Below are 13,938 nucleotides of genomic sequence, written 5' to 3' on the forward strand. Positions count from 1 at the left end.
GACAGGGCGGGCCAGTGGTGCCGCGGGGACGGGGTGCGGGACGGCCCGGCGCGGCCCGGCACGCGGCGCCATCAGCGGCGATGCAGCGGGTACGGCGGGCATCCGGGCGGGCGGCGGGCGGGTGCGGCCCGGACGGCCGGGCCCGGCGGAGGCCGGTCTTCCGGCGCCCCGGCGCCGGACCGGCCCGAGACCGGGGTACGGCAGAGCACGACCCGCTCCTGTGAGGGGCGCGAGGCGTGCCCATACGGCCGGAAACCATCCCTCCGCATCGGGAGGCCCGCCCCGCGCCGGATGCGTACGCAAACCGGCGGGGCGTCCGGAGCCCGTGCCCAACGGGCGCATGAGGAGCGCATGACGGCACGCGCGGTCGCCCGGACCGCCGGACGAGGCACGAGGGGCGCACACCCCGCCCGTCCGTGTCGCCACCGCGTCCGCCCCCGGCGGCCGGACGGCGGACGCCCGCCCCGCGAACGGCGCAGCGCTCCCGCGCGCCGTCGGCGATCACCGGCGCCTGCTTCCGGTGATCCACCACTGGGCGTGTACGACCGCCGATGCGCCGTCAGCAGGCCGGTACGGTGCGACGGCTGTGGATCACACACCCCGGCCTGCGGCGACCGGCCGAGGGACCGGACCTGCTGGAAGAGAGAGGGGGACACATGAGCGGACCCATGAGCCCCGACGCGCTGATCACCCACCTCGTGGGGGCCTCGGCGCTGATCCTGGTGGCCGCGCACGCCGGGGGCTGGGCCGCCCGGCGCCTGGGCCAGCCGTACATCACAGGCCAGCTGGTGGCGGGCATGGCGCTCGGTCCCTCGCTGCTCGGCGGCGTGGCCCCCGGCGTGTACGCGCGGCTGTTCCCCAAGGAGATCGACCCTGCGCTGACCGGGTTCGCCCAGTTCGCCCTGGTGGTCTTCCTGTTCGCGGTGGGCTACGAGCTGGATCTGAAGGTGCTGGGCGACAGGGCGCGGACGACGGTGACGGTGGCGCTCGCCTCGTTCGCGGTGCCCATGGCGGCGGGCACCGGCGGGGCGCTGCTCTTCCGTGAGCAGCTCAGCGGGCTCGGCATGCCGCGTGACCCGTCCCCCGCCGTGCTGGTGTTCGCGGGGCTCGCGCTGTCGATAACGGCGGTGCCGGTGCTGACCGCGATCGTGCGGGAGAACGGCCTCGCACCGACGGTGCCCGGCGTGGTCGCCGTCTCGGCGGCCGGACTGCTCGACGTGGTGTGCTGGGCGGTCCTGGCCGTGACCCTGCTGGACAGCGGCGACGGCCACGCGCTCACCTGGCCCTGGCGCCTGCTGCTCGCCGCCGGATTCGTGGTCCTGATGCTGCTCGCGGCGAGGCCGGTGCTGCGCCGGCTGCTGTGGCGCCCGGGGACCTCCCCGGCGCTGCGGTCGGCGCTGCTCATCGGCTTCGCCCTCGCCTCGGCCGGGGTGTCGCACGCCGTGGGCCTGCATGTGATCTTCGGTGCGCTGCTGGCGGGAGTGGTCACCCCACGCGAGCCGGACGGCACCCTGGACCCGGATCTGCTGCGTCCGCTGAACGACGTCGGCTCGCTGCTGCTGCCGTTCTTCTTCGTGCTCTCCGGCCGGGCCGTCACGCTGAACACCATGGGCACCGCGGGCTGGATCGCCCTGCTCGCGGTGACGGTCCTGGCGGTGCTCACCAAGGTGGGCAGCGGGGCGGCGGCCGCCCGGCTCGGCGGTCTCGGCCGTCAGGACGCCCGCACCGTGGGCGTCCTGCTGAGCGCCCGTGGCCTGACCGAGCTGATCGCCCTCGACGCGGGGCTGCGCGCCGGCCTGCTCGGCCCCGGCCTGTACACCGTCCTGGTCTTCATGGCCCTGGCCACCACGCTGCTGACCCAGCCGCTGCTGCGCCTGACCCGCCTCCCGGCCGGACGGGAGCGCAGCAGACCGCCGTACGACGCCGGCCCGCCCCGGCACCTGACGCCCGGGCAGGACGGCACCCGCACGGCCCCGGTCGCCGACCTGAGCTGACAGGGACACCCCGAGCACCTGTCCACACTCGAAGAACCCGCCGAGGATCGCCGGAGCCTCCCGGAGACACCCAAAGATCCCCGGAGTCCCCCGAGGCTCCCGGGAGAGACCCCCGGGGGGGCACCCGGCGGCATCGGGCACGACGACGGGCGGGGCGGCACAGAGGTGCCGCCCCGCCCGTCGCTGCTCGTCGCCCCTACAGCGGCATCGGCGCCAGGTCGACGTCGATCCGGCGGCGGTGACGGGCCGCCACCAGCCACGGGTGGTCCGGCCGCACCATCCGGGTGAAGCCCTCCACCGCCGTGCGCTGCTCCTCGTCCGCCTCGTCGCCGCGGCCGAGCCCGCGCAGATCCATCGAGAGGTTCGCCCGGCAGGCGAAGGTCAGCGGGTGCTCCTCCCCTGCGACCTCCTCGAGCCTCGGCAGGTTCGCCTTGTCGAGCGCGTGCGCCCGGTCGAAGTCCAGCTGGGCGTACGCCGTGCTGGCCTGGCCGAGAGCCACCGTGAGCGTGGTCACATGCTCGGCGCCCAGGGTGTCGCTGAGCCGGCCGGCCGCCGCCTCCTCCATCTCGTGGGCCTGGTCGAGGCGGCCCAGCGCCCGCAGCGTGGCCGCCACGTTCGCCTGCGCCATCAGCGTGTACGCGTGGTCGTCGCCGAAGAGGGTGGCGTAGCGCCGGGCCGTGTCCTCGCCCTGTTCCAGCGACCGCTCCAGATCACCGGCGAGCCGGCGGTCCACGGAGAGGTTCAGCGCCGAGGCCAGCGAGTCGGCGTGCAGCGGGCCGTAGCGGGACAGGAAACGCCGCAGGGTCTCCTCGGAGAGCTTCACCGCCTCGTCCAGCGCCCCGTCGCGGCGCAGGCAGACGGCGAGGTTGCGGGCCACCCGCAGGGTGAGCGGGTGTTCCTCGCCCATGGCGCTGCGGGCGCGCCGGTGGACGTCCTCCTGGAACTCGCGGGCTCCCGGGAAGTCACCGCTCTCCCGCATGTCGATGGAGAGGCCGTTGAGCGTGTTGAGGGTGAAGAAGCTGGCCGGGCCGTACATCAGCTCCCGCAGCCGGGCGTTCTCCTGGTCCAGCTCCAGTGCCTCCCGGAACTGCCCGCACAGGCGCAGGTCGACGGCCCAGCTGTGGGTGGCGCGCAGCGTCATCGGGTCGTCCGGGCCCATCAGTGAGCGGGCCAGCTCCGTGGCCTCCTTGCCCAGGTCCCGCGCCTCGGCGAATCGGCCCTGGTAGCGGCGGGCGTCGGCCATCTCGCACAGCGAGTCGATGAGGTCCTCGGCGTCGACGTCGTCGCTGCGCCGGGAGACCTCGAGGGCCTTCTCGGTGAGCGGGATCGCCTCGGCGATCTGCCCGACCTGGCGCAGGGTGAAGGCCAGGCTCTTGGCGATGCGGATGACGTGGATGTCCTCCTCGCCGGAGGCGGCGAGCCAGGCGTTGTACGCCTGCCGGGCGAGGTCCACCGCGCCCTCGTGGTCGCCCCAGTAGTACAGGAACAGCGCGGTGTCGTAGACCAGCTCGCGCACATAGGTGTCGGTGCTGGTCACCGCCTGGGAGGCCAGGATGTGCGGCAGCAGCAGCTGGTAGGAGCGCCATTCCAGCGACGAGGCGTAGTTGCCGGGCTTGGCCGCCGACAGCAGCTGGTGGGCGGCGTCGCGCATGCGCTCGTGCTGCTCGCGGTCGAGTTTGGCGAGGAGCACCGTCTGCAGCAGACGGTGCATCTGCAGCGTGTCGGACCTGGGGTCGACCTTCACCAGGGAGAACTGGCTCAGGTCGCGCACCGCGCGGTTCAGCTTGATGGACTCGCGCAGCAGGGGGTCGACCTCGGGCGTGATGTTGACGCCCCGGCTGCCGCGCAGCATGGACCGCGGGATGGGCTCGGGCGCCATGGCGGCGCAGATGTCCAGCAGCTGCCGGGCACCGGGGTTGCGCTCCTTGATGCGCTCCAGGGAGATGTCCCAGGCGGCGGCGACCGAGACCGGGTAGTCGGGGGCGGGATCGAGCTCCAGGATCTCCGGGCTGCGCTGGGCGAGCAGATCGAGGTACTCGTCGACCAGCATGCCGGTGACGGCGCGCCAGGCGCCCGCCTGCTCGATGGCCAGCGGCAGGTCGCCGAGGGCCTCGGCCAGCCGGTCGGCGTCCTCGGTGCTCAGGTCGGGCGAGCGCTTCTGCAGCAGCTCGATCGACTCCTCGCGGTCGAAGACGTTCACCGGAAGCGGGGTGGCGACACGCTCCCAGGCGCGGTTCCGGGAGGTCACGATGACCTTGCCGGGCCCGTTGGCCGGGAAGTAGCGGCGCACCGTGTCGATCTCCTCGGCGTTGTCGAAGACCAGCAGCCAGTTGCGGTACGGGCTGCCGGAGCGCAGCGCCTCCAGGACGGCCGGCACGGCGGCGTTGGCGGCGGGGGCGCCGCCCGCGGAGTCGTGGCCGGCGGGGGCGACACCGAGCGCGTCGGCGAGGTGGGCCAGAGCGGCCAGGATGAGGCTCTCCCGCTCGGCGGGGATCCAGCAGATGACGCTGTACTCGTGCTGGTGGGTGTAGATGTACTCGAGGGCGAGCTGGGACTTGCCGACGCCGCCGAGCCCGTGCAGGGCGTGCGGCAGGACGGCCGCCGTGTCCTGGGCGCCGAGCTGCTCCTCCACGGCCCGCAGCAGTGCCTGCCGGCCGACGAACGAGGTGTTCCGCAGCGGAACGTTCACCAGAAGGGCCGGCGTTGCGGTCGTGGTGCTCTGCATGAGCTGCTCAGCCTCCGGGGCTTCGGGGTGGGTCTCGGTCACCGGGGTCGGCAAGGGATCTCCAGAGGAGTCGGGGTGGTCGGATGCTGGATGACTCCCTGCCTGATCATCTCGGGAGTCGACACCTTCTGGATTATTCATCCCTTGGGGGGTACTTGCGGGCAAATCGGGCGACCGTTCAGTCCCGCCTCCGGGCGTGCGCCTCAGGGGGTCGGGGTGGATGCGGTTCGCTCGATCGGAGTAGGGCCCGGACAGGGCGCGCATCACGGCGAGTTCACTGCGCACCCAGCCGGCCTCGGCGGGGTCGGGCAGCGTGGTGCCGACCGGGTCGCGCAGGGCGGCGCGCAGCGCCATGCCCCGTTCGCCGGCGGCCGGCAGGTCGCCCACCACGCTGACGGTGCGGGCGAGCTGGGTGCGGGTGGTGGCGGCGAGCAGCGCCTCGCGCACTCCGTCCGCGAACTCGGGGCGCCCTTCGCCCGCGCCGTTCCAGTCGATGAGCCCGCCCATGAGGATCTCGGCGACGTGGTCCGGCCCGGTGTCGGGCATGAGCTTGCGCCGCAGCTGCTCGACCAGTTCGAACTCGAAGGGAACGGCGGCCAGTTGGGTGGCCAGCCGACGGGCCTTCGGGGTGGCGAGGGTGAAGAAGCGGCGCACGGCAGCGGCGGCGGCGCGCGGGAAGCGGGGGGCGCGCAGTCCGGGGGCGGGTGCGCCCTTGGTGAGGTTGCCGGCGAGGACGACGGGAAGCGATCGGCGCACTCCGCGGTCGCCGGTGACGAGGTCGGCCCAGGCGGCGATCGAGGCGGGCTTCAGGGAGAGCACCGGGACGGGCAGCGAGTCGTCGCCGGCCTCGGGCAGGGGGCGCATGGGGTCGGGGCCGCCGGGCGGAGCCCAGTGCCCCAAGGCGTCGTTGGCCGCGCCGAATCCGCCCGCCTCCAGGACCGCCGGGTGGGGGTAGAGGGAGCTGCGGTGGCGCAGATGGGGCGGGAGCAGATGGACCAGGGCGGTGGGTCCCGCGTGGGCGAGGCGGCCGAGCAGGGTGTCGGCGGCGGGGGCGGCCCAGCCGTGGCCGAGCCCGTCGGTGACGACGAGGAAGACCCGTCCGCCGCGGCCGTCGATCAGCTCGGCCGGGTCGGCGACGGCGCCGCCGCTGGTCCAGTGCAGCGTGGGCGATCCGGTGCGCGGGACGACGACCCGGACGGTGCGCACGCTGCGGAAGGCGCCGCTGTGCTCGGCGGCCTCGGCGAGCCGGGCCACCGTCTCCTCCCAGATGCGCATGGTGGGCGCGTCGTCGGCGAGCAGCACCAGGTCGAAGGCGGTGGTGCGGGCGGGCCGCAGGAACGGCAGCCACAGCCCGTCGGCGATGCCCTGTTCGGCGGTGGCCTCCTCGTCGAGCTCGTGGGCGTCGCGGGAGGACACGCGGCGCTGCAGCTGGTGCAGGGCGCGGGCCAGCTGGGCGGTGCGTCGTCCCGGACCGTGCTGCGGCTCGTTGGCGTCCTCGGCGAGCAGCGGTGGGGCGAGATGCAGGGTGACGGAACCCTCGGGGTCCGGTAACAGGCCTCCGCCGGGGGGCTCGGGGGCGTGGTCCGGCAGCACGTCCAGGGGATCGGGCACGTACGGGCCGTCGGCCAGGTCGCCGGACGGCCGCCCGTCTCGCTCACCGGCCGGGACGGGAGCCCTCGGGCCGGCGGAGGAAGGAGCGCCGTCCGCCTCCTGGTCCGTCGACGCGGCGTCCCGCGGTTCGCGTGTGCACTCGGCTTCCCCGGTGTCCGTCCGCCCGGCCTCCCCGGTGTCCGTGGGCCCGGACTCCCCGGTGGCGGCACTCTCGGCTTCCGCGGTGCTCCTGGTCCCGGCCTTCCCTGCGCTTCCGGGGCGCCCGGCGGCGGAGCCCCCGTCATCGCGCTGCCCGGCTCCCTGGACGCCGACGGCGGGGCCGCCGTGGCGGTCCCAGTAGGCGGCGAGCCACACCGCGTCCGCGACCTCCTGCCAGCGCGGCACCTCGTCCTGGGCGGCGGCCGTGTGCGGGGCAGGGAGAAGGAGGCTCTGGGAGTCGCTCGCGTACCCGTCGGATTCGGGGAACGCCGAAGGAGGCGACGACCCCGACACTGGTCCGCCACCGGATCCGGATGCGCGCTCCCTGGGAAAGCCGTTGTCCATTCAGCGGCCCTTCGCGAGGTCGCGGAGGAGCATTTCCACGAGCTTACGCCCGTTTCCGCCGACCTGGAAACCACCCAGGGTAGTGATCTGGACAGCGTTGAGTAGCTGATCCAGGGAGTGCGTACCGCCGGCCTGGACCCGCTGCAGGAACAGGTCCACCAGCTCCTCGGTGCCCTCGGGGTGCTCACCCAGATGCCGCTTCACCATGGCGAGCAGCCGCTCGCGGGTGGGCGTGCGCAGTTCGAGCGGCAGACAACGCCTGCGGAAGGCGGCCGGAAACTCCCGTTCGCCGTTGCTGGTGATCACCACGACCGGGAACTCCCGGCACTCGACCCGCCCTTGGCGCACCTCGGCGCGGACCCCGGGGTCGCTGGTGTGGACGCTCGCGGTCTCGGCGGCGTCGCGGACCAGCTCCGGGACGTCATAGCTTCCGTTCTCCAGCACGTGCAACAGGTCGTTCGGCAGGTCGATGTCGCTCTTGTCGAGCTCGTCGACAAGAAGCACCCGCGGACGATCGTAGGGCAGAAGCGCGGTGCCGAGTGGCCCGAGGGTGATGAAATCCCCGAGGAGTGGCGGAAGTTGACGTTCATTCAATACGACGCCGGGCTCGGGCTGCTCGGACAGGTCTGCGAAGGCGGCACCTCCCGGGCCGCCGCGCAGCCCCGCCTGCCAGGCGGCGATGGCCTGGGCGCGCCCCATGGCATCGTGGTTGTAGAGGCCGTCCTTCAGCGTCGTACGGCTGACGATGTTCCACTCCAGAACCCGGCCGAGCCCCAGTTCCCGGGCGATCACATGGGCCAGGGTGGACTTGCCGACGCCTGGCGGTCCGGTGATCAGCAGCGGGCGGCGCAGCAGCAGTGCGGCGTTGACGACGTCGATCTCGTCGGAGCCGAGCTGCGGGGTGAGCTCGTCGGGGCCGATGCGGCGCAGCGCGGCCTCGGGGTCGTCGGGCGGCGGGGGCAGGGCCGGGCCGCCCCGGAAGCGGCGCCAGGGCGGGGCCGGCGGCAGGACCGGCGGGGTCCGCGGGGCCATGCCGGTGGCGTGGAAGACCCGCCAGCCGTCGGGGGCCGGGGCGGGGGACACGGTCGCCTGCTCCTCCTGCGCGGTCATGCCGGTGTCTCCTCGCTGGCGAGATCGCCGTCGTCGGTGTGGATGTCGACCAGTCGTGTGGGATCGTCCCAGAAGAAGGCGATATGACGGCCGAGCAGCTCCGGGCTCTGCTCCTCGCCGACCGCCTTCCGGCGCAGCCGGTGGATGGCCATGGGGATCTGCGCGGCGAACGGGACGGAGGCGAACACCGCGGTGACCACCTCGCGCCGCTCCTCCTTGAAGACTCCCCGGCGGTCCCAGACGGCGAGCGCTATGCCCTCGGCGATCGCGGCCTTCAGCGCCTCGAGCGCGGGCGTGTCGTCGGGCGCGTCGAGCACCACGGCGGTGTGCCCGGTGTCCTCCGCGAGGGCGGTCTGCCAGGCGTCCAGCCGGTGGGCGTCGGCGGCGGTCCAGCGGTGCACCGCCACCCCGTGCCGGCGCAGCCGCTGCCACCGTTCCTGCCACTGGCGGCGGACCAGCACGTCGTCGGTGCGCATCCGTTCCAGGCTGCGCAGATGGACCGCGTAGCGCAGGCCGAGCGGCAGCGCGCGTCCGTGGCCTACCTGGAAGGTCAGGCTCGCCACGTCGTGGTTGAGCAGGTCGTAGGGGAGCACGAACTCCACGAAGGTGGGCTGGTCGCCGCCGGGCTGACGGGGACCTGCCGGGGCGGTCCACAGGCGGGAGCCCTGCCGCAGCGCGCGTTCCACCGCCTGGCCGAGGCCGGGCAGGGTGGTGACGGTGGGCTCACCCGGCTGCGGGTCCCAGTAGCCGGGGACGGTGTTGAGCCAGGTGCGCACCACGTACTCGCCGGAGCCGTCGCGGGCGGGCTCCACGGCGACGATCAGGCAGCAGGGGATGTCCGGGTCGGCGGTGGTTCTCGCCCGCTCGGTGCGCCGCTCGGCCACGGCGGCCGTCAGCCCGGCGCGCTGGGCCCAGCCGTCGACCCATTTGACCAGCGGGGCGCCCTGTCCGGGCGTGGACATCAGCTGGGCGGTGACGTCGAGCAGGATCACCGCGGGCGGCAGTCCGTCCGGCTGGGCGTTCCACTCCAGAACGTGCGCGAACAGCTGCTCGGGGGTGAGGCCGCCGGGCAGCTGAAGGCCGCCGAGCTCCGCGGCGAGCCGCTCCCGTAACCGGGCCGGGCGCACCTCCCGTTCGGCGTCGACGAGCAGGGCGCGGGCCGAGCGGACGTCGTGACCGTTGAGAGGCCCGGGCAGAGTGGCCGCCGGGGGCGGCGCGGCGGGGGCGATCAGCCGGCCCAGCTCCTCGGCCGGCGCGGTCCCCTCGTAGAGCTCGACCACTCTCACCAGTACGCGTTCGCCGCCCGGGACGTTCAGCGCGGCGCGCACCATGGCCACCGCATCCTCACGGAGTCTCAGGCCCCGCACGTCGATGGTGCGACCCAGCTGTTCGCCGAGCACGGCGGCGAACTGGGCGCGGCTCTGCGCGTCAGCCATGCAGACGAGCTCGCACAGGGCGTTGGTGAGATGTAACGCCAGTTCCAGACCTCGCCCGCGCGACGCCCCGCCCCCGGGTCCGCCGAGCCCCTCGCCGTTCTCCACCGACTGTCCCCCATGAGTCGGTTCGCCTGCCTGACCGACCTGCGAAGTTAGCACGGCAACTGACGGTTAACCAGGGACGGGTGAGGCCCCGGGGCGGATGTCCGGCCGAAGTCCCCCGCCCGGGCGACTCGGCCGGAATCATGCGCCCGTTGTGCTACAGGCGCGGGTCGACGGGCTCGGACTCCAGTGCGAGCACACCGAACACCGCTTCGTGCACGCGCCACAGCGGCTCGCCCTCGGCGAGGCGGTCCAGCGCCTCCAGGCCGAGCGCGTACTCGCGGACGGCAAGGGACCGCTTGTGGTTCAGGAAGCGGCCGCGCAGCCGGGCGAGGTTCTCCGGGCGGGTGTACTCGGGGCCGTAGATGATCCGCAGGTACTCGCGGCCCCGGCACTTGATGCCGGGCTGCACCAGCCGGCCCTCGGCGCTGCGCACCAGCGCGCCGACCGGCTTGACGACCATGCCCTCGCCGCCGCGCCCGGTGATCTCCAGCCACCAGTCGGTGCCGGCCCGCACCGACTCCGGGTCACCGGTGTCCACATACAGCCGCCGGGTGGTCTGCAGCAGCCCGGAGTTGTCGTGCTCGACCAGCCGGTCGAGCAGCGCCAGCTGCTCGTCGTGCGGCAGCGCGGCCAGACTGCGGCCCTGGACGGCGAGCAGCTGGAACGGGGCGAGCCGCACCCCGTCCAGACCGTCGGTGGTCCAGCAGTAGCGGCGGTAGGTCTCGGTGAACGCGGAGGCGGCCGAGGCCCGCTCCCGCTGGCGGGTGAGCAGCTCCCCGACGTCCACGCCCCGCGCCGCTGCCGCCTCCAGGGCGGCCAGCGCGGGCGGGAGGGCGGCGCCGGACGCGGCGCCCACCGCCGCGTACTGGGAGCGCAGCAGACCGCTCGCCTTCAGCGACCACGGCATCAGCTCGGCGTCCAGCAGCAGCCACCCGGTGCCGAGTTCCTCCCACAGGCCCGCCTCGGTGACGGCGGTGCGCAGCCGGCCGAGGATCTCCTCGGTGACGGCCGGGGTGTCGAAGAACGGGCGGCCGGTGCGCGTGTACAGCGAACCGGTCACGCCGTCCGCCCCGAACCGCTCCCTGGCGGTCTCCGCGTCCCGGCACACCAGGGCCACCGCGCGCGAGCCCATGTGCTTCTCCTCGCACACCACCCGTGCCACGCCGTCCGCCGCGTACTGGGCGAACGCCTCGGCCGGGTGCTCCAGGTAGCCCTCCAGCTGCGAGGTGGCCACGGGCGCCATGGTGGGCGGCAGGTACGGCAGCAGACGCGGGTCGACGGCGAAGCGGCTCATCACCTCGAGCGCGGCGGCCGCGTTCTCCTCGCGGATCGTGATGCGGCCCTGGTGCCGGGTCTCGACGACCCGGCGACCGTGCACGTCGGCGAGGTCCAGCGGGCGTCCCTCGCGGCCGCCGGGCGCCTCGGTGCGCAGCGGCTTCGCCGGCTCGTACCAGACGCGCTCGGCCGGCACGTCGACGAGCTCCCGCTCCGGCCAGCGCAGCGCGGTGAGCTTGCCGCCGAAGACGGCGCCGGTGTCCAGGCAGATGGTGTTGTTCAGCCAGGTCGCCTCCGGCACCGGGGTGTGCCCGTAGACGACGGCGGCACGGCCGCGGTAGTCCTCCGCCCACGGGTAGCGCACCGGCAGGCCGAACTCGTCGGTCTCGCCGGTGGTGTCGCCGTACAGGGCGTGGCTGCGCACCCGGCCCGAGGTGCGCCCGTGGTACTTCTCCGGCAGACCGGCGTGGCAGACCACGAGGCGCCCGCCGTCGAGGACGTAGTGGCTGACCAGGCCGTCGATGAACTCCCGTACCTCCTGCTTGAACTCCTCGCTCTCGCCCTCCATCTGCTCGACGGTCTCGGCGAGGCCATGGGTCAGCTGGACGTTGCGGCCCCGCAGATAGCGGCCGAACTTGTTCTCGTGGTTGCCCGGCACGCACAGCGCGTTGCCGGACTTGACCATGCCCATCACCCGGCGCAGCACACCGGGGCTGTCCGGGCCGCGGTCGACCAGGTCGCCCACGAAGACCGCGGTGCGGCCCTCGGGGTGCACTCCGTCGGCATAGCCCAGCTTGCCGAGCAGCGCCTCCAGTTCGCCGGAGCAGCCGTGGATGTCGCCGATGATGTCGAACGGCCCGGTGAGGTGGGTGAGGTCGTTGTACCGCTTCTCGGTGACGACGGTGGCGTTCTCGATCTCCTCCACGCCGCGCAGCACATGCACCTTGCGGAAGCCCTCCCGCTCCAGGTGCCGCAGCGAGCGCCGCAGTTCGCGGGTGTGGCGGCGGATCACCCGGCGGGGCATGTCGGCCCGGTCGGTGCGGGCGGCGTTGCGCTCGGCGCACACCTCCTCGGGCACGTCGAGCACGATGGCTATCGGCAGTACGTCGTGCTCCCGCGCCAGCTCGATCAGCTTGCCGCGCGCCTCGGACTGGACGCTGGTGGCGTCGACGACGGTGCGGCGTCCTGCGGCCAGGCGCTTGCCCGCGATGTAGTGCAGGACGTCGAAGGCGTCCCGGGAGGCGCTCTGATCGTTCTCGTCGTCGGCGACCAGGCCCCGGCAGAAGTCGGAGGAGATGACCTCGGTGGGCTTGAAGTGGCGCCGGGCGAACGTGGACTTGCCGGAGCCGGAGGCGCCGACCAGCACCACCAGCGACAGATCGGTGACGGACAGGGTGCGGCCCTGCGCCCGGGTCCCGGTGGTCATGCGGCCTTCGCCTCCTTCTCGTTCGTCCCGGAGTTCTTCTCGGTGTCCGTGCCGGAGTCGTTCTCGGTGGTCGTGCCCGAGTTGTTCCCGGTGGTCTTGCCGGAGCCGTTCTCGGTGGTCCTGCCGTCCGGCACGGTCCCGGCGGTGAACACGGCCATCTGGGTGGGCGGCCCGACCTCCGGGTCGTCCGGCCCCACGGGCCGGAACTCCACGCCGTAGCCGTGCCGTTCCGCCACCTCCCCCGCCCAGGCGCGGAACTGCGCACGGTCCCACTCGAAGCGGTGGTCGCGGTGCCGGACGTGTCCGGCCGGCAGGCTCTCCCAGCGCACGTTGTACTCGACGTTCGGCGTGGTCACGACGACGGTGCGGGGACGCGCCGCGCCGAACACGGCGTACTCGAGCGCGGGCAGCCGGGGCGGGTCGACGTGCTCGATCACCTCGCTGAGCACGGCCGCGTCATAGCCCGCGAGCCGGCGGTCGGTGTAGGCCAGGGAGCCCTGCAGCAGCCTGACCCGGGAGGCCTGCCGCTCGCCCATGCGGTCCAGCTTCAGCCGCCGGGAGGCGATGGCGAGCGCACGGGTCGACACATCGACACCGACGATCTCGGTGAACGCCGGGTCGCGCAGCAGCTCGCGCACCAACTGGCCCTCGCCGCAGCCCAGATCGAGCACCCGGGAGGCGCCGGCGGCCCGCAGCGCGGCCGTGATGGCGTCCCGGCGCTGCACCGCCAGCGGTGTCGGCTTCTCCTCCGACTCGCTCTCCGCCTTCACCGCGTTGTCGATCTCGTCGACCTCGCTGTCGTCCGCCTCGGCGAGCCGCACCAGCTCGAGCCGCTGACGCGCCTGCCGGGTCAGCGACCAGCGCCGGGAGAGGTAGCGGCTGGTGATCAGCTGCTGCTCCGGGTGGGCGGGCAGCCAGCCCTCACCGGCCCGCAGCAGCTTGTCCACCTCGTCGGCGGAGACCCAGTAGTGCTTGGCGTCGTCCAGGACCGGAAGCAGCACATACAGGTGGCGCAGCGCCTCGGCGACGGTGAGGCTGTCCGCCTGAAGCACCAGCCGCACATACCGCGAGTCGCCCCACTCGGGGAACCGTTCGTCCAGCGGGACGGGTTCGGCGTCCACCGCCCAGCCGAGCGGCTCGAACAGCCGGCGCACCAGGTCCGGGCCGCCGCGGGCGGGCAGCGCGGGAACCTCGATGCGCAGCGGGCGCGGCTGCCCGGGCAGCTCCGGGCGGGCGGCGCACACCCCGCGCATCGCGCTGGAGAACACCGTGCTCAGGGCGACCGCCAGCAGCGAGGAGGCCGCGTACGGGCGGTCGTTGACGTACTGCGCGAGCGCGGCGTCGGGTGCGCCGCCGCGGCCCTTGCCCTTGCCGCGCCGGATCAGTGCCACCGGGTCCACCTCGAGCAGCAGCGCCGCTGTGCAGCGCTCGGCGTCCGCCTCCGGGTAGAGGATGTGCGCTCTGCCGTAGGAGGTCGAGCGCGACTGCGCCTTCTCGGGGTGCTTGTGCAGCAGGAAGCCGAGATCGGTCGCGGGGCGCTCGGGGACGCCGGTGGTACTGATCGAAAGGAACACGGTGGTTACACCTCGAAACACCTTCTGAACTGCTGAGACACGCGGGGATCCAACGCGTCCGATCACCGTACCGGCCCGGCGGCCGGGTCTCTTCGGGATTTTCTGGGTGCTTCGCCGGTGCTTCTCCGCCGGTGCTTCC

The 13,938-nt window shown here is 73.6% G+C and carries 6 protein-coding genes; 1 reads left to right on the forward strand and 5 read right to left on the reverse strand.

Annotated features, from left to right (window positions below; translation table 11 throughout):
* Nucleotides 1–656 precede the first annotated feature (656 nt).
* A complete protein-coding gene (locus HCJ93_RS27065; RefSeq protein ID WP_240967906.1) occupies nucleotides 657–1,994 on the forward strand; it encodes a cation:proton antiporter in 1,338 nt (445 codons plus the stop codon).
* A gap of 196 nt (nucleotides 1,995–2,190) precedes the next feature.
* Here the strand turns inward: HCJ93_RS27065 and fxsT are convergent, their stop codons facing one another.
* The 5 genes from fxsT to HCJ93_RS27090 all read right to left on the reverse strand — a co-directional run bounded on the left by fxsT (nucleotide 2,191) and on the right by HCJ93_RS27090 (nucleotide 13,799).
* The gene (fxsT, locus tag HCJ93_RS27070) at nucleotides 2,191–6,873 is read right to left on the reverse strand and encodes an FxSxx-COOH system tetratricopeptide repeat protein (protein ID WP_167998459.1); all 4,683 of its coding nucleotides are present in this window, start codon (nucleotides 6,871–6,873) and stop codon (nucleotides 2,191–2,193) included.
* Nucleotides 6,874–7,983 (reverse strand): AAA family ATPase, encoded by a 1,110-nt coding sequence (locus tag HCJ93_RS27075; RefSeq protein WP_167998460.1) that lies wholly within the window; start codon nucleotides 7,981–7,983, stop codon nucleotides 6,874–6,876. It abuts the gene before it with no gap.
* Nucleotides 7,980–9,578 (reverse strand): VMAP-C domain-containing protein, encoded by a 1,599-nt coding sequence (locus HCJ93_RS27080; protein WP_309141516.1) that lies wholly within the window; start codon nucleotides 9,576–9,578, stop codon nucleotides 7,980–7,982. The genes HCJ93_RS27075 and HCJ93_RS27080 overlap by 4 nt, the downstream gene beginning before the upstream one ends.
* Nucleotides 9,579–9,678: 100 nt before the next feature.
* Nucleotides 9,679–12,225, reverse strand: coding sequence for a polynucleotide kinase-phosphatase (locus tag HCJ93_RS27085; RefSeq protein ID WP_167998462.1), 2,547 nt, complete (start codon nucleotides 12,223–12,225; stop codon nucleotides 9,679–9,681).
* Complete coding sequence (locus tag HCJ93_RS27090) at nucleotides 12,222–13,799, reverse strand: 3' terminal RNA ribose 2'-O-methyltransferase Hen1 (protein ID WP_167998463.1); 1,578 nt, start codon at nucleotides 13,797–13,799, stop codon at nucleotides 12,222–12,224. The genes HCJ93_RS27085 and HCJ93_RS27090 overlap by 4 nt, the downstream gene beginning before the upstream one ends.
* Nucleotides 13,800–13,938: the final 139 nt, after the last annotated feature.

The organism is Streptomyces composti (assembly GCF_012034205.1).
Lineage (GTDB): Bacteria > Actinomycetota > Actinomycetes > Streptomycetales > Streptomycetaceae > Streptomyces > Streptomyces composti.

What these genes read in the sequence shown, in the direction of transcription:
- HCJ93_RS27065 (WP_240967906.1), top strand. Translation starts at nt 657, where the DNA reads ATGAGCGGACCCATGAGCCCCGACGCGCTGATCACCCACCTCGTGGGG.
- fxsT (WP_167998459.1), bottom strand. Translation starts at nt 6,873, where the DNA reads ATGGACAACGGCTTTCCCAGGGAGCGCGCATCCGGATCCGGTGGCGGA.
- HCJ93_RS27075 (WP_167998460.1), bottom strand. Translation starts at nt 7,983, where the DNA reads ATGACCGCGCAGGAGGAGCAGGCGACCGTGTCCCCCGCCCCGGCCCCC.
- HCJ93_RS27085 (WP_167998462.1), bottom strand. Translation starts at nt 12,225, where the DNA reads ATGACCACCGGGACCCGGGCGCAGGGCCGCACCCTGTCCGTCACCGAT.